This is a genomic window from Streptomyces sp. NPDC088725 (genome assembly GCF_044751305.1).
In the GTDB taxonomy this organism is placed as follows: Bacteria; Actinomycetota; Actinomycetes; order Streptomycetales; family Streptomycetaceae; genus Streptomyces.
Genome location: NZ_JBIVLO010000001.1, coordinates 564,440 through 583,161, shown reverse-complemented (window position 1 = coordinate 583,161; position 18,722 = coordinate 564,440). Strand labels below are relative to the sequence as shown.

16 protein-coding genes are annotated in these 18,722 nt (G+C 70.0%); 3 read left to right on the top strand and 13 right to left on the bottom strand.

The window, feature by feature from the left end:
- Positions 1-433: 433 nt before the first annotated feature.
- Positions 434-1,006 carry a dihydrofolate reductase family protein gene (locus tag ACIP6N_RS02505; protein ID WP_401812196.1) on the bottom strand — a complete coding sequence of 191 codons (573 nt, stop codon included), beginning with the start codon at positions 1,004-1,006 and terminating at the stop codon, positions 434-436.
- A gap of 234 nt (positions 1,007-1,240) precedes the next feature.
- Between ACIP6N_RS02505 and ACIP6N_RS02500 the strand changes: the two genes are divergently transcribed.
- Complete coding sequence (locus ACIP6N_RS02500) at positions 1,241-2,305, top strand: biotin/lipoate A/B protein ligase family protein (protein WP_401812625.1); 1,065 nt, start codon at positions 1,241-1,243, stop codon at positions 2,303-2,305.
- Positions 2,306-2,326: 21 nt separating this feature from the next.
- Here ACIP6N_RS02500 and ACIP6N_RS02495 read toward each other — a convergent pair whose 3' ends face one another.
- The 10 genes from ACIP6N_RS02495 to ACIP6N_RS02450 form a co-directional block, all read right to left on the bottom strand.
- Complete coding sequence (locus ACIP6N_RS02495; protein ID WP_401812195.1) at positions 2,327-3,859, bottom strand: NCS1 family nucleobase:cation symporter-1; 1,533 nt, start codon at positions 3,857-3,859, stop codon at positions 2,327-2,329.
- A 113-nt stretch (positions 3,860-3,972) separates the two neighbouring features.
- Positions 3,973-4,974 carry a TIGR03842 family LLM class F420-dependent oxidoreductase gene (locus ACIP6N_RS02490; RefSeq protein WP_401812194.1) on the bottom strand — a complete coding sequence of 334 codons (1,002 nt, stop codon included), beginning with the start codon at positions 4,972-4,974 and terminating at the stop codon, positions 3,973-3,975.
- Positions 4,975-5,337: 363 nt separating this feature from the next.
- The gene (locus ACIP6N_RS02485; protein WP_401812193.1) at positions 5,338-6,267 is read right to left on the bottom strand and encodes a PmoA family protein; all 930 of its coding nucleotides are present in this window, start codon (positions 6,265-6,267) and stop codon (positions 5,338-5,340) included.
- 301 nt (positions 6,268-6,568) lie between these two features.
- Complete coding sequence (hydA, locus tag ACIP6N_RS02480) at positions 6,569-7,990, bottom strand: dihydropyrimidinase (protein WP_401812192.1); 1,422 nt, start codon at positions 7,988-7,990, stop codon at positions 6,569-6,571.
- A gap of 64 nt (positions 7,991-8,054) precedes the next feature.
- On the bottom strand, positions 8,055-9,326 hold the full coding sequence (locus tag ACIP6N_RS02475) for an aspartate aminotransferase family protein (RefSeq protein ID WP_401812624.1): 1,272 nt from the start codon (positions 9,324-9,326) through the stop codon (positions 8,055-8,057).
- A 119-nt stretch (positions 9,327-9,445) separates the two neighbouring features.
- Positions 9,446-10,288 (bottom strand): nitrilase-related carbon-nitrogen hydrolase, encoded by an 843-nt coding sequence (locus tag ACIP6N_RS02470; RefSeq protein ID WP_401812191.1) that lies wholly within the window; start codon positions 10,286-10,288, stop codon positions 9,446-9,448.
- A 213-nt stretch (positions 10,289-10,501) separates the two neighbouring features.
- Positions 10,502-12,058 (bottom strand): hypothetical protein, encoded by a 1,557-nt coding sequence (locus ACIP6N_RS02465; protein ID WP_401812190.1) that lies wholly within the window; start codon positions 12,056-12,058, stop codon positions 10,502-10,504.
- A 147-nt stretch (positions 12,059-12,205) separates the two neighbouring features.
- On the bottom strand, positions 12,206-12,589 hold the full coding sequence (locus tag ACIP6N_RS02460) for a PPOX class F420-dependent oxidoreductase (protein ID WP_401812188.1): 384 nt from the start codon (positions 12,587-12,589) through the stop codon (positions 12,206-12,208).
- Positions 12,590-12,598: 9 nt separating this feature from the next.
- Complete coding sequence (locus tag ACIP6N_RS02455; protein WP_401812187.1) at positions 12,599-13,810, bottom strand: alginate lyase family protein; 1,212 nt, start codon at positions 13,808-13,810, stop codon at positions 12,599-12,601.
- 159 nt (positions 13,811-13,969) lie between these two features.
- Positions 13,970-14,221, bottom strand: a complete 252-nt coding sequence (locus ACIP6N_RS02450) for a helix-turn-helix domain-containing protein (protein WP_401812186.1) — start codon at positions 14,219-14,221, stop codon at positions 13,970-13,972.
- A 63-nt stretch (positions 14,222-14,284) separates the two neighbouring features.
- Between ACIP6N_RS02450 and map the strand changes: the two genes are divergently transcribed.
- Positions 14,285-15,052: a type I methionyl aminopeptidase gene (gene map, locus ACIP6N_RS02445; protein ID WP_401812185.1), complete on the top strand. Its 768-nt coding sequence runs from the start codon at positions 14,285-14,287 to the stop codon at positions 15,050-15,052.
- Positions 15,053-15,082: 30 nt separating this feature from the next.
- Here the strand turns inward: map and ggt are convergent, their stop codons facing one another.
- Positions 15,083-16,903 (bottom strand): gamma-glutamyltransferase, encoded by a 1,821-nt coding sequence (gene ggt / locus ACIP6N_RS02440; RefSeq protein ID WP_401812183.1) that lies wholly within the window; start codon positions 16,901-16,903, stop codon positions 15,083-15,085.
- A gap of 104 nt (positions 16,904-17,007) precedes the next feature.
- Between ggt and ACIP6N_RS02435 the strand changes: the two genes are divergently transcribed.
- Complete coding sequence (locus ACIP6N_RS02435) at positions 17,008-17,751, top strand: hypothetical protein (RefSeq protein ID WP_401812181.1); 744 nt, start codon at positions 17,008-17,010, stop codon at positions 17,749-17,751.
- 495 nt (positions 17,752-18,246) lie between these two features.
- Here the strand turns inward: ACIP6N_RS02435 and ACIP6N_RS02430 are convergent, their stop codons facing one another.
- Positions 18,247-18,687 (bottom strand): DUF6278 family protein, encoded by a 441-nt coding sequence (locus tag ACIP6N_RS02430; RefSeq protein ID WP_401812179.1) that lies wholly within the window; start codon positions 18,685-18,687, stop codon positions 18,247-18,249.
- Between the last annotated feature and the right edge of the window lie 35 nt (positions 18,688-18,722).

Genomic DNA, 18,722 nt, shown 5'->3' with positions numbered 1-18,722 from the left:
TCGCAGATCCCGACAGAAAAACGCTTCACAGGCCCTCGGCGGGAGAGCCGGAAACCCGCAAACCAATCAGTCGATTTCTCCTTGCGAGGCTATGCATGATCCAACTCCGAACCAACCCCTAACCGCCCCTGAACGCCCCGTCCCCTGAGACGCCGTCAGATGCGTCCAGGGGACAAACCCGCAGGTGGGGGCCGACCTGTTGGGAGGTACGCCCGCATCGTCCGTAGGGGGACGCGGCAATCACGGGCAGGGGCGCCACCGCGGTGAAAAGTGCGGATTGCGACGCGTGGCGGCAGCCGCTCCCAGCGGCTGCCGCGCACCGTGCGCACGCCCGGCCGGCGCCTCAGCTCAGGTCCGGTCAGGCCTGGGATGACGTCGGAGATTCCGCGTCGTCCCGAACGTCAGTGAGTGACAACGTCAGTGCATGGCAACGTCAGTGAACGACGTCGAAGACGTTCTTCTGCAGGCCGTTGCCGTACGTCTCGTGCTCGACCAGCTTCAGCTTCTGCGTGTCCTTGTCCGTGGTGCTGAACAGCCGCTTGCCCGCGCCGAGCAGCAGCGGGAAGACGATCAGGTGGTAGCGGTCGATCAGTCCGGCGTCGGAGAGGGCCTGGTTCAGGGAGGCGCTGCCGTGGACGATGATCGGGCCACCCCGCGTCTCCTTCAGTGCGGCGACCTCGTCGAGTGAGCGCAGGATCGTCGTCTCGCCCCAGTTCGTCACCAGGTCGTCCGCACCGAGGGTGGTGGAGACGACGTATTTCGGCATCACCTTGTACCCGGCGAAGTCCTCCATGCCGGGCCACACCGCGCTGAACGCCTCGTAGCTGGTCCGGCCCAGCAGCATGGCGGTGGCTTCCCGCTGCTCCCGGCCCTTGATGTCGAAGGCCTCGGGAAGGAACTCGACACCCTTGAACGTCCATCCCGCGTTCCGGTAGCCGGGCTCGCCGCCCGGGGAGTCCACGACGCCGTCGAGGGAAATGAAGGCGCTGCTGATGAGGGTACGCATCTCGGGTTCCTCGGTATTCGTGTCAGGTTCTCGGGGGCTCGGCGGGTGGGCGCCCCGGTCACGCTCGCGGCGTGGCGCCGCACCCGCTCAGGGTCTACGACCGCGGATGACGGACAAACTCATCGGCCTCCGGCGTCCCGGGTCACATATGCGGATTAAACCGCACGTCGGCACGGTTGTGGCAGGACGGATCCGACTCGCGGACATGAGTCGGGCGGATGCGGAGGCATGACCGTGCACGGTGAATACAAGATCCCCGGCGGCAAGCTCGTCGTGGTCGACCTGGACACAGAGGGCGGCGCGCTGCGGAACGTGCGCGTGGCCGGCGACTTCTTCCTGGAGCCGGACGAGGCGCTGCCCGCCATCGACGCGGCGCTGGAGGGCGCCCCCGCCCACACCGGCACCGCGGGCCTCACCGCCAGGATCGACGCGGCGCTCCCCTCCTCGACCGTGATGCTCGGGCTCACCTCCGAAGGCGTCGCCGTAGCCGTACGGCGGGCTCTGGCGCAGGCCACGGAGTGGAGCGACTACGACTGGCAGCTCATTCGCGAGGCTCCGCGGTCCCCCGCCCTCCACATGGCACTCGACGAGGTCATTACCGCCGAGGTCGCCGCCGGCCTACGGCCCCCGACGCTGCGGGTCTGGGAGTGGGACTCCCCCGCCGTGATCATCGGGAGCTTCCAGTCCCTGCGCAACGAGGTCGACCCGGCGGGCACCGACCGTCACGGGGTCACCGTGGTACGCCGTATTTCCGGCGGCGGGGCGATGTTCGCGGAGCCGAGCAGCACCATCACCTATTCGCTCTCCGTACCCCAGTCCCTCGTTTCCGGGCTCTCCTTCGCGGACAGTTACGCCTACCTGGACGACTGGGTGCTGGAAGCGCTCGGCGACATGGGCATCAAGGCGTGGTACCAGCCCCTGAATGACATCGCGACCGAGATCGGGAAGATCGCAGGCGCCGCGCAGAAGCGCGTCGTGGGTCCCGACGGCGGGCCCGGCGCCGTACTGCACCACGTGACCATGTCCTACGACATCGACGCCGACAAGATGCTGGACGTCCTGCGCATCGGCAAGGAGAAGATGTCGGACAAGGGCACCAAGAGCGCCAAGAAGCGCGTCGACCCGCTCCGCAGGCAGACGGGCCTGCCGCGCCAGACCGTCATCGACAACATGATCGACTCTTTCCGCCGGCGCCATGGCCTCACTCGGGGTGCCGTGACCGCTGACGAACTGGCGCGGGCGGAGGAACTCGTACGCACCAAGTTCGGCACGGACGAGTGGACGGCACGGGTGCCGTAGCCGGCTGGTCGGGCGCGTTCCTCAGGGCGTGGGTGAGGAGTCGCGCCCGGGCAGGGTCAGTGCGAGGTACAGCAGCAGCGAGGCGGCGAGACCCACCGCCCAGCCGTAGTCCGCGAGTGGTTTCAGGACGGGGACGAGGCCGTCTCTCGGGAACGGGCCCTGGCCCGGGGCCGAGTGCGAGCCGCCCACCGCGAGTAGGCCACCGACGGCGAGGGCGAGCACCGCGCGCGGGTTCCAGCCGTGCGTGTACCAGTAGCGGCCGCCGGGCCGGTAGAGGTCGGTGAGATCGAGAACGGTCCGGCGGACGATCCAGTAGTCGGCGATCAAAATGCCCGCGACGGTGCCGAGCAGCCCGCCCACCACACCGAGCCAGGTGTAGATGTACAGCTCCGGGGTCGCGGTGAGCTTCCACGGCATGACGAGAACGCCGACCACGCCCGTGATGAGCGCGCCCGTACGGAAGTTGATGAGTTTGGGCAGCAGGTTGGCGAGGTCGTACGCGGGCGAGACGACGTTGGCCGCGATGTTCACCGAGACGGTGGCGATCAGCACCGTGAGCAGCGCGAAGAGGAGTCCGAAGACGTTGTCTGTCTTGGCGACCAGCTCGACCGGGTCCCAGACCGCGACGCCGTACACCGCCTGCGAGCCGGACGTGACGAAGACCGACAGCAGCGCGAAGAAGATCATCGTGGTGGGCAGCCCCAGCGACTGACCCCGGATCTGGGCGCGTTGGCCGGCGCCGAAGCGGGTGAAGTCAGGGATGTTCAGGGACAGAGTGGACCAGTAGCCGATCATCCCCATCAGTGAGGGGAAGAAGACGGGCCAGAACTCCGTGCCCCAGCCGAGCTTCGACGGCTGGTCGAGCAGCGGCCCGAGGCCGCCCGCCTTGACCGTGATCCAGAGCAGCAGGACCAGTGCGCCGACGATGACGAACGGCGCGGCCCAGTTCTCGAAGCGCCGCAGGGTGTCCATCCCCCGGTAGATGATGGCGAGTTCGAGCGCCCAGAAGACGACGAAGCAGACCCAGAGCGTCCAGGGCTGCCCGCCGGTCTTCGACGCCTCTGCCCAGCCGCCGAAGATCTTGCCGAGCAGGACGAAGATCCCCTGACCGCCGATCCAGGTCTGGATCCCGAACCACGCGCAGGCGACGGCGGCCCGGATCAGCGCGGGCAGGTTGGCGCCGCGCAGACCGAAGGAGGCGCGGGCGAGCACGGGGAACGGGATGCCGTACTTCGGGCCCGCGTGGCCGGTGAGCAGCATCGGGAACAGCACGATCAGGTTGGCCAGGGCGATCGTGAAGACGGCCTGCTTCCAGTCCATGCCCAGGGTGACCAGGCCGGAGGCGAGCAGCCAGGACGGGATGTTGTGCGCCATGCCGACCCACAGCGCGGCGAAGTTGTACGTGGTCCAGCGGCGGCGCGCGACCGGGACGGGCAGGAGGTCTTCGTTGACGAAGCGGCTGTCGCCGGGCTCGGCGCCCGGGGCGAACTCCACGCGGCCCTGAACATCGGCTATCGGGACGTCTGTTGAGGTGGGTGGGACGGTGGCGGTCATGGCGGTGGGACCCTTCGTCCGAGAGCGGTTTCCTGCGGGGACATCGAACGGGGCCGTGCGGTGAGGGTGTTGGAGGTGGGGATTGGGAGGTGGAAAATATCTGGCTCGGGCGCTCAGTTCTGGAGGGCGGGGATGATCTCGCTTCCGTAGGCGTCGATCGTCGCTTCCTTCGCGTCGTGCATGTTGTAGACCGCGAACTGGTCGACGCCCAGGGCCCGTAGCGCTCTCAGCTTCTCGATGTGCGCCTCGGCGGGACCGAGCAGGCAGAAGCGGTCCACGATCTCGTCGGGGACGAAGTCCGCCGACGGATTGCCCGCGCGCCCGTGGTGGCTGTAGTCGTAGCCCTCGCGCTGCTTGATGTAGTCGGTCAGGGCGTCGGGGACGAGCCCGGAGTGTTCGCCGTACCGGGTCACCAGGTCGGCGACATGATTGCCGACCATCCCGCCGAACCACCGGCACTGCTCGCGCGCGTGCGCGAGGTCGTCGCCGACGTACGCGGGCGCCGCGACGCAGATCGTGACGGAGGCCGGATCGCGGCCCGCGTCCGACGCCGCCGTACGGACCGCCTCGACCATGGATTCCGTCAGATACGGGTCGGCGAGCTGAAGGATGAACCCGTCGGCCTTCTCCCCTGCCATCGCCAGTGCCTTCGGCCCGTACGCGGCCATCCACACGGGCAGCTTTCCGTCCCGCACCCACGGCAACCGCAGCGTCTGCCCGTCGACTTCGGCCTCGCGGCCCTCGGCCAGATCGCGGATGACACCGATGGCCTCGCCGACTCTGGCCAGGGTGTTGGGTTTGCGGCCGACGACACGCATCGCGGAGTCACCGCGTCCGATGCCGCACACGGTGCGGTTGCCGTACATCTCGTTCAGTGTGGCGAAGGCGGACGCGGTCACCTCCCACGTCCTGGTGCCCGGGTTGGTCACCATGGGGCCCACGATCAGCTTGGTGGTGTGTTCCAGGATGCGGCTGTAGACGACGAACGGCTCCTGCCACAGCACGGCGGAGTCGAAGGTCCAGCCGTACCGGAAACCGTTGCGCTCCGCGCGCCGCATGAGTCCGACGACCCGGGAGGCCGGGGGGTCGGTCTGCAGGACAAGTCCGAAGTCCATGAGCTGGATGCTCCTAGCGCTTAGGGATGTCTAGAGCGTGTCCGTCCGGCCGGGGAAGGGGCCAGGGCGGTGTGCTGTCGTGGTCGCTCCGTACGCATACCGCCCCTTCCCAGGCTCCGGTCTTCAGGTACTCGAGGGCCCGCCCCCGAAGGCTCCGGGTGTGGGCCCCCTTGAGCGACGTGTTCCGGGGATCCTTCCACATTCAGGCGTGCCGAACCTTTATCACGACATTTTGAGCGCGCGCCGCGTGTGTCCCGGCCCTGTGCGTCAGGCCTACGCGTCAGGCCTATGCGTCAGGCCTACGCGTCAGGCAGGCGGACGAGCGGGCCGGCGGACAGTCGCCGGCGCCTCTCGCTGCCGCGTTCACCAGGCCTGCCCGGCCAGGTACGTGGCGACGTCGTCGCGCTCCCAGCTGCCGTCGGCCACGACGACACGCCAGCGCCGGGTCAGGGTCGCTCCGGGGTCCAGCACCAACTCCTCGTGGAAGGCCCAGGAAGGAGCGACGGCGGCGAACGGGTCGCTGCGCACGAACCAGTGGGCGGGGTGCTCGCCCGCGGCGCCGGTGTGATCGTTCTCCGGGGCGTGGGCGAAGACCAGTGTGGCGTGCCCGTCGTTGCCGTCGAACTCACCGGAGAACGCCACCCACGGAGCCTGCGTCCCCATCAGCGCCTCGCCTTCCGCGTCGGGGCTGATGATCCGGCCCTCCCGGAAGCCGCGCGGACCGCGCCAGAACAGCCCGGTGTAGCCCGCCATTTCACGCCCCGCCGTCGTCGGACTGCCGAAACGCAACGGCTCCGCACGGCGGTTGGTGATCGCGCTGGCCCAGGTCAGCGTCCACGCACCGGCTTCGCGGTCCAGACCGCCGGCCTCGATCCGGCGCGACTCGTCGGCCCACGCGTCACCGGCGTGGCTGCGCCACACCAGACGCTCCGAGATCACGGCGCGACCCTCCGCGGCCGCCACCTCGCCGAAACCCTCATGACTCATCGAACCGACCCGTTCGGGCAGATACTGATAACCCTCGCCCGTGATCCAGGAGTTGCCTCCCCACAGGTTCTGGCCCGACAGATGGGACGCGGTGAGCTGGAGGCCCTTGTGCCACCGGTGGTCGTTGGGCCGGTAGTCCGTGACCACGCCGCCGGACAGCGTCCGCAGCGGATGCAGATACGGCTTCGGCGCCTCGAACGGAGCCTCCGGCCGGTACACATAGCTCAGCAGGTCGACACCGCCGGCCCTCAACTCGATCCGGTCACCGTGCACATGGGTCAACTGCAGTTCTTCGGGCGTGCTCATGCGGAAGTCTCCGTGAGAGAGGCGGATGCGGATGCGAGCGTCGGCGCGGGAGTCCGTCGCGGTGTGCGACCGGGCGCGTTTTCGTGCGGGGCCAGGTGGCAGCGGTCGCCGGGACCGACCTCTCGGCAAGCGCTTTCTACCGAACGTAGATCCACCGCATATGGATGTCAACGGACCGAAGGCGCGGCGCACTTCCGCGTACGGCCCGGTGCTGTCGCACCCGCCTCACCAACGGCTCCGGCTGACCGGACACCACCGGGTGGCGTCCGGTCGGTGGCGGAGCCGTCCGGTCAGCCGCGCGTCAGCCGGCGGAGCCCCCGTCCAGGAACTGGCAGATTCCGCGCGGCAGATACGCCCCGTGTCCCGCGTGCCCCACATAGGCGCGCTTGTCGACCACCGGGACCCCGCGGGAGAGCACCGTCTCCACGCGCCCCGTCACCCGCCTGCCCTCGTAGGCCGAATAGTCGACGTTCATGTGATGTGTCCCGGCGGACATGACCTGCTCGGCATCCGGGTCGTAGATGACGATGTCGGCGTCGGCCCCGGGACTGATCGTGCCCTTCTTCGGATACAGGCCGAACATCCGGGCCGGCGTCGCGCAGGCGATCTCGATCCAGCGACGGCGGCTGATCCGCCCCTCGACCACGGCCTGATGCAGCAGGTCCATACGATTCTCGACACCCGGCATCCCGTTCGGAATCCTGGAGAAGTCCCCCCGGCCCATTTCCTTCTGCCCCTTGAAGCAGAACGGACAGTGATCCGTCGAGACCACCTGGAGGTCGTTCGTCCGCAGTCCGCGCCACAGCGCCGCCTGGTGCTCCCTCGGCCGCAACGGAGTGGAGCAGACGTACTTCGCGCCTTCGAAGTCGGGTTCCGCCAGATTGTCGGTCGACAGGAAGAGGTACTGCGGGCAGGTCTCGCCGAACACCGGAAGGCCTTCGTCCCGGGCCCGCGCCAGTTCGGCGACCGCCTCCCGCGCCGAGACGTGCACCACGTAGAGCGGGGCACCCGCCACCTGGCTCAGCCGGATGACCCGGTGCGTGGCCTCCGCCTCAAGAAGCGCGTTGCGGACCTCGCCGTGATACCTCGGGTCCCGCTCCCCGCGCGCCAGCGCCTGTTCCACCAGGACGTCGATCGCCGGACCGTTCTCCGCGTGGGTCATCACCAGCCCGCCGTTGGACGCGGCGCGCTGCATGGCGCGGAGGATCTGACCGTCGTCGGAGAGGAAGACGCCCGGGTACGCGGTGAAGAGTTTGAACGAACTCACCCCGGCCGCGACGAGCTTGTCCATCTCCTTGAGCGACGACTCGTTCACATCGGACATGATCATGTGGAACGCGTAGTCGATCGCGCAGTGGCCGTTGGCCTTCTCGTGCCACGCGTCGAGCCCTTCGGCGAGCGATCCGCCCCTGGACTGGATCGCGAAATCGATGATGGTCGTCGTACCGCCCCAGGCGGCGGCGCGGGTTCCGGTCTCGAAGGTGTCGGAGGCGAACGTGCCGCCGAACGGCATCTCCATGTGGGTGTGGGCGTCGACACCGCCCGGGATGACGTACTTGCCGGTGGCGTCGATCGTACGGGCGGCGCTCCAGCCGGCCGCGGTGTCGGAGCCGTGCGCGGCGAGGGCGACGACGCGGCTGCCCTCGACGAGGACATCGGCGTGGGTCTCCTCGGCCGCGGTGATGACGAGGCCGCCGCGGATCAGGGTGCGGTTACTGCTCATGGTCGTGGCGCTCCCTTTCGTACGGTCGTACGGGCGAACGTTCCCTGACGGTCGGGCCGGGGGCTCACACGGCGCGCAGGGCGCGTTCGAGGACGGCCGCGCCCTCCTCCGCCTCCTCGGCGGTCAGCGAGAGCGGTGGCGCGATGCGGAGCACGCTGGTGTTGTGGCCGCCGCCCTTGCCGATCAACAGCCCTCCCTCGCGGGCCGCTTCGAGCACGGCGGAGGCGGTCTCGGGAGAGGCCTCGTCCGTACCGGGCTTCACCAGTTCGATCCCGATCATCAGGCCGCGGCCGCGCACTTCGCGTACGCAGTCGACGGACGCGCCGATGGTCCGCAGCCGCTCGATCAGCGTTCCGCCGACCCGCAGGGCGTTTCCCTGGAGGTCGTGCTCCAGCAGATACGAGAGGTTCGCGAGGCCGGCCGCCATGGTGACCGGGCTGCCGCCGAAGGTCGAAATGGAGTTGGAGTCAAGGCAGTTCATGATGTCGGCGCGGGCGATGACACCGCCGATGGACATGCCGTTCCCGATGCCCTTGGCGAAGGTGACGATGTCCGGCGGACCGCTCGCCGCATGCGCCTGCCAGCCCCAGAAGTGCTCCCCGGTGCGGCCCCAGCCGGTCTGCACCTCGTCGCTGATCCACAGGATGCCGTGCCGGTCGAGGACTTCGCGGAACGCGGCATACAGCCCGTCGGGCGGCAGGGTGAACCCGCCCACGCCCTGCACCGGTTCGGCGATCAGTGCCGCGGGTTCGCGGGTGTGTCCGAGCAGATCCTCCAGATCGGCGACACACGCCTCGATGAACTGGCCGTCGCCGAGGTGGGCGTACGGGCCCCGGGTGCGGACGCCGCCGTGCACGTACAGCGTCTGGAGCGGGGAGAGGCCGGTCGGCGACCAGCCGCGGTTGCCGGTGATGGAGACGGTGGAGAACGAGCGGCCGTGGTAGCTGTTGCGCATCGCCAGGACCTGGCCCGACCCGCGGTACGTGGTCGCGAGCAGCAGCGCGGTGTCGTTGGCCTCCGTACCCGAGGTGGTGAAGAAGACGCGGGCGTCCGGGATACCGGACAACGCGGCCACCTGCTCGGCCAGTTCGACCATCGGGCGGTTGAGGTAGAGCGTGGAGGAGTGGACGATCCGCGCGGCCTGCTCGCTCACCGCCTTGGTGACCTCGGGAAGGGCGTGAGCGGTCATGGTGGTGAGGATGCCGCCGAAGAAGTCGAGGTAGCGGTTGCCCTCGGCGTCCCAGACGTGACGGCCCTCGCCGTGCGTGATCTCGATGGGCCGCCGGTAGTAGAGCGCGAGCCAGTCGGGGAGGACGGCACTGTGGCGCTCCCGCAGATCCGCGGCCGGCGGCGTCCTGTTCGGACCTGTCGGCTCCCGGTGCTGCGCGTCGCGGTGTGCCGTCTTCTGCGGGGTGTCGTGTTGTGCCGCCTCACGCCGCGGTGCGTCGTGTTGTGTCACGGCTGGACCAGCCCCTCGTAGGCGTCGGGTCGGCGGTCGCGGTAGAACGCCCACTGCTGTCGCACTTGGTCGATGACCCCGAAGTCCAGGTCTCGTACGAGCAGTTCCTCTGCCTTGTCGCTCGCGGCCTCACCGACGAGCCGGCCGAGCGGGTCGACGAAGTAGCTCGTCCCGTAGAAGTCGTTGTCGCCGTATTCTTCTTGGCCGACACGGTTGATCGCGGCGATGAAGTACTCATTGGCGACGGCGGCGGCCGGTTGCTCGAGCTGCCACAGGTAGCCGGAGAGACCACGCGAGGTGGCCGACGGGTTGTAGACCAACTCGGCTCCATTCAGACCAAGTTGGCGCCATCCTTCCGGGAAGTGCCGGTCGTAGCAGATATAGACGCCGACCTTGCCGACCGCGGTGTCGAAGACGGGCCAGCCCGCGTTGCCCGGCTTGAAGTAGTACTTCTCCCAGAAGCCCCTGACCTGCGGGATGTGGTGCTTGCGGTACTTGCCGAGGTACGTGCCGTCGGCATCGATCACGGCGGCGGTGTTGTAGTAGAAACCGGACTGCTCGACCTCGAAGACCGGCACGACGATCACCATCCCGGTCTCCCGGGCCAGCTCGCGCATTCTGCTGACGGTCGGACCGTCCGGCACGGGCTCCGCCCACCGGTAGTGCTCGGGCTCCTGCACCTGGCAGAAGTACGGGGCGTTGAAGACCTCCTGGAACCCGATCACCTGCGCGCCCTGCCGGGCCGCCTCACGGGCGTGCTCCTCATGCTTGGCGATCATGGACTCGGTGTCGCCGGTCCAGGTCGCCTGGACGAGTGCGGCGCGTACGACTCTGGCCACAAGCTGCTCCTTCGGCGGATGCGTCCGGGTGCTTCGATCAGCTTCCGCGCAGGTGGACACGATGCATGGCACGTGGACACGATGCGTAAGAGGAGAACGTAAGCCCCGGTACAAGCGGGGGCAAGACCATCGCCTTGAACCGGCTGAGTCGATCAAGTTTCACACCCGAGCGGTCCACATCGGTTGATTCACACCGAAAAAGGGCCGGCGGATTCAGACGCCGGGGATCCTCGCGACCCGCAGCGCATGTACCAGGCCACGCTCGCGCGCGCCCGGGAGAGCACGAGCCGCGTCGAGGAGCCGCGGGACGAGCCGGCGCGGGTCGGGCACGGCGATCAGGGCCGCGTCCTCGGGCGTACGGCACTGCACGAAGGCGCCGAGCAGCGCCTGTGCCTCGTGGGTCCGGCCGGCCTCATCGAGCGCGAGCACGGCATCGGCGATCTCCGAGGCCGGGCGCGACGCGCCTTGGCGCAGCAGCTGCGCGCAGTCGTCGTCCCGGCCCGCCACAGCCAGCGCCCCGGCGGCCGCGGCGAGCTGGGCAGGCGGCAGTGAGGCCGCTTCCCACAGCAGCTCCGCCCAGTCGGCAGCCAACCCCGCACGGTGCAACTCGTCTGCCAGTAATGGGAGTTGCGCGGGCGGGCGGGATGCGGCCTCACACAGCACCACATGTGCTTCTCCGCTGCGGCCCGCCGTGCGCAGCCGGATCAGCGAGGCGGCCATCTCGGCGGCGGCGCGGCGGTCCTCGGGCGAGTGCACGGGCTCGGCCGTTCGGACAGGGCCGGTGGGCGCGCCACCGAACCGGGCGCCGCGCGGGGCGGCGGAGGCGGCAGGAGGCGACGCGGGCAGCACGGGCGCCCGCGACGGCTCGTCGGACTCGTCGATCTCGATCCCGGCGAACCGGGCGCCTCGCGGCCGGCTCCTGGCGGCGGCGCGGGTCTTCTTCCGCGGTTCCGGGGCGGGTTTCGCCTCAGGTTCCGGGTCCGGGGCCCGTCTTTCCGTTCTCGCCGCAGGCGTCGGCCCCGGCCCCCGACCGGACTCGCCCGTGCCGCCGTCTCCGCCCTGCCCGCCGGGCCCGCCCGGCCCGGCGCTCGCGCCCTCCGCCCCGTCCGTCCCGTCCGCGCCGGGCCTCTGTCCACGCGGCCCGGCCGGGTCGACGGGCCGGACGTGCGCCGTGTCCGCGGGCCCGGCGCCGTACGGCGCCGGCCGGCCGGTGTCCGGCGGGGCCTCCGCGCGGAACCAGCCCCCCGGCGCCACGGGCCGTAACGCCGGCAGTGCCGACAGCCGCGCGCCCAGTTCGGCGCAGCGTGCCGAGGCGCGCGCGTAGTCGTCGCGCACCCAGGCGAGTTCGCGCGTGAGGCGCCCGGCGTCCGGTGAACCGTCCTGGACCGTTCGGAGCAGCCGCACCAGCTCGTCCGCCCGGCCTGCCGCGTACTCCTGCTCCCTGAGCATCAGCCGCAGCCGCTCCGCCAGCGCCTCGCCGCCGCCGGGGCGCCGGTCGTGCGCCGTCGCGGCCGCCGTGTGCAGGTGCTTCGCCCGTACGCTCTCCCGCGCGCCCGCGTCACCGCCCCGGGCGGCCGTCAAGTCCTGGAGCAGCGATTCCACGACATCCCAGGGCGGGATCTCGACCCCGTCGAGGCAGGCGCGCATGCCGTCGGGATCGCGGTGACGGAAGACGCCGTACCAACCGCCGCGCGGGTCGATCCGCAGCGTCAGATCCCTAAAGTACTGCGCGAACTCCCCTTTTTCTTGGGGTAGTTGATGCACCGCCATCGCTGCCGCCCCATCCCTGCGCCGCCGTTGGTCCCAGGCATTCGACCTCAGCCGTGTTACAGGGCGGCTACGCGCGCTTTTCGGAGACGGTGCCGTATGCGCGTCCTCGGTCCGGCGCCCCGGCCGGAAACCGGCCGGGGTCCGCGCTCAGAAGCTGACGGCGATGACGGAGAGCGGCCGCTTGCCGCGCCGCAGAACCTTGGCCGGCCAGTCGACCAGCCAGAACTGCCAGGTGTACTTGCGGGCCAGCAGTCTGCGAGCGGCGTTCGCCTCGCTCTCGCCGACCAGCCGCGCCGTACCCTTCGCGGACGGCGCGCCTTCCTTGATCCGTCCGCGCATGTCGCAGGCCGTGACGACGACACTGCTGTTGTTGCGGATGCGTTTGACCTTCCAGGAGCCCGAGTTGGTGTTGATGAACAGCTCATTGCCGTCCACCGCGTGCCAGACGGGCGTCGCGACACCCGTACCGTCCTTGCGGTACGTGGTGAGACTGACGTAGCGGCAGCGGCCGAGTTCGTCCAAAGTGGTCACGAACCGACCCTACGCCGCCGACGGGTTCTCGGCATGCGTAAGGGTTTCCCACGCCACGAACAGATCGTCGGTGCCCGCGGGCCGCTGCCGTTCGGCAAGCCGCTCGGTCAGCGGGAGCCTCCTGCGCATTCTGCCCTGAAGGTGGTTGAGCACGACCTCGACATCGGGCCCCATGGTCCGTACCACCTTGCCCCCGCACAGCCACTGGGGCGGCGCCGCGCCCAGCTGGTAGCGCGCGTGGAACTCCAGCGCGGCGCCCAGCCGGCCGGCCTCCTCGGTGTAGAGGTCGACGCCCTGGTGCCAGGCGGTCTCGGCGATGTGCGCGGTCGAGGCGAGTGAGTACCCGATGTGCATGAAGTTGCGGCAGGTCTCCTGGCCGAGCCCACTGGCGTAGGTGTGCTGGCCGAACCAGTACGTGGACAGCTGGGCCTTGGTGGTGATCGTGCCGCCGGGCGGCGGCTTGGGCAGCTTGCCGTCCTCGGCGAGATAGAAGTACGCGGGCACCCGCGCCCGGTAGCGCCGTACCGCGTCCTCGAAGATCGTGTGGTCCTCCAGGAAGACCGCCATCCCGATGGCGGCGTCGGTCATCGCCAGCTCCCAATTCCCATTGTAGTCGGCCACCTTGGCGGTCACAGCGGGTAGATAAGCCTTGCGCAGCATCCACTTGAACCGCATGACGTCCGGGGCGGACCACTGCGGATATCCGGCGTGCATGATGTCGGCGGCCCGCGCCCAGGACGAACCCGCCCAGGCCGTCTGGAGGTCCGCGTCGTCCCGCGTGTGCCGCTTGACCACCTGCGCCCAGGCGTCCATGATCTCGACGGACTTGCGGGCGGCCTCGGGCTTGCCGGTGATCGACCAGAGCAGCGCCTGGGTGTAGGCGGCGATCGCGTCCTCACGCTCGGCGACACAGGCGGGCGCCCCGTTGTTGGAGGCGCAGGCCACCACCGCGGCCGGATGGGGGGTGTAGTCGGGAGCCGCGTACCGGCTGCGTTTCATCGCCTCGAAGGCGGACTTCCAGGGTTCCTGACCGGCGGCCACCTTCTGCCGTACGGTCTTCAGCTGCGCACCGCTGACCACGACGCCAGGGTGGTGGAACCGCCCGGGTCCGCTCGGCTTGGCGGCGTCGGAGGCGTGGGAGGGGGACGCGGGGGCGCAGGCCGCGAGCAGGACGAGTGGGCTGAGCAGCGCGGCGAGGATGATCTTCTTGGTGGCGGACACGTCTCCACCGTCGCCCCGGGGAATGCGGCCCGCAATCCGGCGGACGCCCGACGGGTGGCTCAGCATCCACCGGACCGCCCGCTCGTTCGCCCGTCCGGGTCGCGTACGGGCGGGCCGTGGCGCCTCGTCAGCCGGACACCACGTCAGGCGGATGCCACGTCAGACGGGCACCAGTACGCAGCTCGCCGCGATCTCGTCCATCGAGAGGCCGAGCGCCGACGCCAGTGCCGCCACGGTGAAGAACGCCGGAGTCGGTGCCCGGCCCGTCTCGATCTTGCGCAGCGTCTCGGCCGAGAGCCCCGCGGCCGCCGCGACCTCCACCATGCTGCGCGTACCGCGGGCCTGACGGAGCAGTCGGCCCAGCCGTTCGCCGCGTTCGTGCTCTTCCGGGGTGAGCGGGCTGCGTACCATCCGGTCATTGTAAGACCGGGCCGGAACGTTCCGTCTCCACCGTGGACCGGTATATTTATTGGCATGGTGGACATCAAGACCGACGCGTCCCTGGAATCCATGCGCGCCGCGGGACGGGTGGTCGCGCAGACGCTGACGGCGGTTCGGGAGGCGGCCGCGGTGGGTGTCCCGCTGACCGAGCTGGACGAGACGGCCCGCGCCGTTCTCCGCGAGGCGGGAGCCGGGTCCCCCTTCCTCGGCTACCACCCTTCCTGGGCCCCCACGCCGTTCCCGGCAGTCATCTGCGCGTCCGTCAACGACGCGATCGTGCACGGCATCCCCGGTTCCTACCGGTTGCGCGACGGCGATCTGGTGTCCATCGACTCGGGCGCGACGCTCGACGGCTGGGTCGGCGACGCGGCGATCAGCTTCACCGTCGGCCGCGCGCGCCCCGAGGACCTGCGGCTGATCGACACGGCGAACGAGGCGCTGGCCGCGGGCATCGCGGCGGCCGTGGTCGGCAACCGCATCGGGGACATCGCTCACGCGGTCGGGCGCGTCTGCCGTGCGGCGGGCTTCGGCATCCCGGGCGGCTTCGGCGGGCACGGCGTGGGCCGCACGATGCACGAAGACCCGGGCGTCCCCAACGAGGGACGCCCGGGCCGTGGCGTGGCGCTGCGTCACGGCATGGTGCTCGCGATCGAGCCGATGCTGATCGGCAGTGGCACCGACCGGCATTTCACCACCCGCGACGGCTGGACGATCCGCACCCTGGACAGCAGCCGCGCGTCGCACGCGGAACACACCGTGGCGATCACGGACGACGGCCCGCGGATCCTGACCCAGCTGTAGGTCTGCCGACGGACAGGGCCCGGGGACCGGCTACTGCTTGCCGGCCTTCCGTACCACCATCGCCGAGCCTCCGCCCCTGCGGGACGGTTCGGCCGCGGCCTGCCAGCGGCCGTCGGAAAGCCGCTCGACGCCGGTCGCCGCGCCGATCTCCGGATTCTGCACGAAGGCGTGGCCCAGTGCCTCCAGCTCTCCGCGCAACGGGCTGTTCCACAGGGCGGGTTCCAGCTCCGTGGTGGCCGCGTTGCGCTGGCTCGCGCGCGGCGCGGCGATCGCGTCGACCAGTGACAGGTCACGGTCGAGCCGGCCCAGGAGAGTCTGCAGCACGGTGGTGATGATGGTCGCACCACCGGGCGAACCGACCGCCAGGACAGGCTTGTTGTGCGAGTCGAGGACAATCGTCGGTGAGATGGAGGAGCGCGGACGCTTGCCGGGTCCCGGCAGGTTCGGGTCGTGGACGTCGGGGCTCGCCGGGGCGAAGGAGAAGTCCGTCAGCTCGTTGTTGAGCAGGAAGCCCCGCCCGGGCACGGTGATCGCGCTGCCACCGGTCTGCTCGATGGTCAGCGTGTACGAGACGACGTTGCCCCACTTGTCGGCCACCGTGAGGTGCGTGGTGTTCTCGCCCTCGTACGTGGTCGGCGCGGCGGTGCCGCCTTCGTCGCACGCGCTCGGACTGCTCGGATTCCCGGGCGCCAGCGGGCTCTTGAGGACGGCGTCGTCCTTGATCAGGCAGGAGCGCGAGTCCGCGAAGCGCTGTGAGAGCAGCCCCTTCTCCGGTACGTCCTCGAAGGCCGGGTCGCCGACCCAGCGGCCCCGGTCGGCGAAGGCGATCCGGCTGGCCTCTATGTAGTGGTGCAGGTACTGCGCCTGCGAGGCCTTCGAAAGGTCGGTGCGCTCAAGGATGTTGAGCGCCTCGCCGACGCTCGTACCGCCCGACGACGACGGAGCCATGCCGTACACGTCGAGGCCGTGGTAGGAGACCTTCGTCGGGTCCCTGCGGACCGTCCGGTAGTCCGAGAGGTCGCGCGTGGTGAGGTCGCCCGTCCGCACCTTCCTGGTCGCGTCCGGGTCGACGGGAGGGTTGCGTACCGTGCGGACGATGTCCCGGCCCAGCTCGCCGCGGTAGAGCGCGTTGACGCCCTTACGGGCCAACTCCTGGTACGTGCGCGCCAGATCGGGGTTCTTGAAGGAGGATCCGACGACCGGCAGCTGTCCGCCGGGCAGGAACAGCTCCGCGGAGGCGGGGAAGTCCGCGAACCGCGCCTGATTGGCCTCCGTCTGGGAGCGGAAGGTGTCGTCCACGGTGAAGCCGTTCTTCGCCAGCTTCTCAGCGGGCTTCAGCACCTCGCCGAGCGACCGGCTGCCCCACGCGTCCAGCGCGGTGTCCCAGGTGGCGGCGGTCCCCGGCGTACCGACGCTGCGGCCGCTGGTGACCACGTCGTCGAACGGGATGGGCTCGCCGTTCTCCAGGAACAGCGAGGAGTCCGCCGACCTGGGCGCGGTCTCCCGGCCGTCGATGGTGCGGACCTGGCGGCTCTTGGCGTCGTAGTAGACGAAGTAGCCGCCCCCGCCGATGCCCGCCGAGTACGGCTCGGTCACACCGAGCGCGGCGGCGGTGGCCACCGCCGCGTCCACGGCGTTCCCACCGTGCTTCAGCACCTCGATGCCCGCCGCGGTGGCGTCGGGGTCCACGCTCGCGACCGCGCCCCCGTAGCCCGCCGCCACCGGAGTCTTCTCCGGGGTTCGGGGCTCGGCGGATGTGTGGCGGGCCAGGGGCGGCGCCGCGCCTCCCACCGCCAGCATGGCCGCGGCAACCGCCACGGCAGATGTTTTCCGCACAACGGAACGACGCATCCGTACCTCCAGTCAAGAGCAGTCCGCGCAGACTAGCTTCACGGCGCCTGCCCCGTCATGGTCGTCTCGAACAATGGTGCGTGCTACGGCTAGCATGCGCGCCCATGACTGACGACGTACGCATCCTCGTGCTCGGCGTGGCCGTCCTCGCCGCCGGAGGGGCACTGGGCTGGATCGCCCGTACCTACCTCTGGCGGCGCGGACTCCGCAGAAAACAGACGTTCTTCGGGCTGCCGGGAAACTCGGAATCCCTTCTCGTGCTCAGCCGCGACGCGGGCGGCGACGGCGCGGTCCACCGCCACGACGTCCTCGCGCTGCTGGAACTGGCCGCCCTCATCAAGGACTGCGGCGCGCACACCCGGATAGTCCAGCACGACGCGGCGCGGCAGGGTTTCGGCGAGCGTACGGAGTTCTGCCTCGGCGGGCCGTCCGTGAACCGCCGGATGGCCGCGCATCTGAACTCGCTGCTGCCCGGCGTGCGGATCAACACACAGACGGAACCGGGGCCCGACCGCGGCTCCTTCGCCATCGGCACCGAGCGCTACCGCGTGGATCCCGGGGTGGCGGAGTACGTCCTGCTGGCGCGCCTGACGGCGGGCCAGGAGGCCCGGCCGGTCTTCCTCTTCTGCGGACAGCGGGCCATCACCAACCAGGCGGCCTCACGCTATCTGGCCCGCCATCACGAGAAGCTGGCCCGCAAGTACGGCGGCGGCCCGCTCTGCCTGCTGCTGAAGGTCGTCAACTCGCAGGCGTACGGCCCCGATGTGGTGGAGCTGGTGGCGGATGTGACCCGGGCGGCCCGCGAGCCCGCGCCAGTCGAACGTACGTCTCATCGAGCGAAGGACTGAGCCCCCTCACGCGCCGGAGGCAACGGGACGGAAAGCCGAGCACCGAGGCGGGCGGGCCCCGTCGAATGACTCTGCGACGGGGGCCCGCCCCGCCCTGGACCAGGCTCTGTCCGCCGGACAGGACCTGGCGCTGTCGCTCCATCCGGGGCACAACCCGACCGGTCGCAGCTGACCTTCCACCCGCCCGCGTCCGCCTCGTTGTGACTGGCGGAATCACCGTGCGAGAAGTGATCTCCGGCTGCTGCCGGACGGGCCAATGCCCCTGAACTGCTGCACGGCCGGCAGCAGCGTCCCTGGTGCGGCCGGGGTGATGCCCGCGGCCCCTGTCGTCGGTAGGGATGAACGGCAAATCGTAGTCGAGTTTCGGCGCGATGAGTTTGTCTTGACGCCAGCGCAAACTATCCAGCCCGGCAACGGACTTCACACTCGACACGCATAAATGCCGCGTAAGCCGTATTTACTGCGAGGTGTCCGGAGCACGGCCGTTCGGGGTGCTCACGCCTCCGCGGCCTCGGCATACACCTGGGAAAGTTGGGGCGCGCCGGTCATCGCCCATGCGACACCGGCCTCCACCACCCGGATCTCCCGGCCCGAAACGAGCCGCACCACCGGATGACCGCCCGGCCAGATGTGCCAGACCGCGCCGGGCACCGTGAACACGATCACGGTACCCAGATAGAGACCCGCGTCATTGCCCAGCCAGGGCAGCTCCTCCGGGTCGTCGCGCCAGCGCGGCGGCAACTGGTCGAGGGCCTCCAGCGACTCCGGGGTGTCGTCCAGTCTGAGACCGCTCTGCCCCGCCTGGGCACGCAGCAGCTCACACTCGGAAAGCAGCTCGGCCACACCCTCCGGGTCACTGCCGGCGGCCGGGGCGAGCGTCGTACCGCCGGCGCCGCCGACCCTCTTGCGCCAGTTGTCCAAAAAAGGGATGTTCATACCGCAAGCCTGCCACCACCCCTTCCGGTCCACCA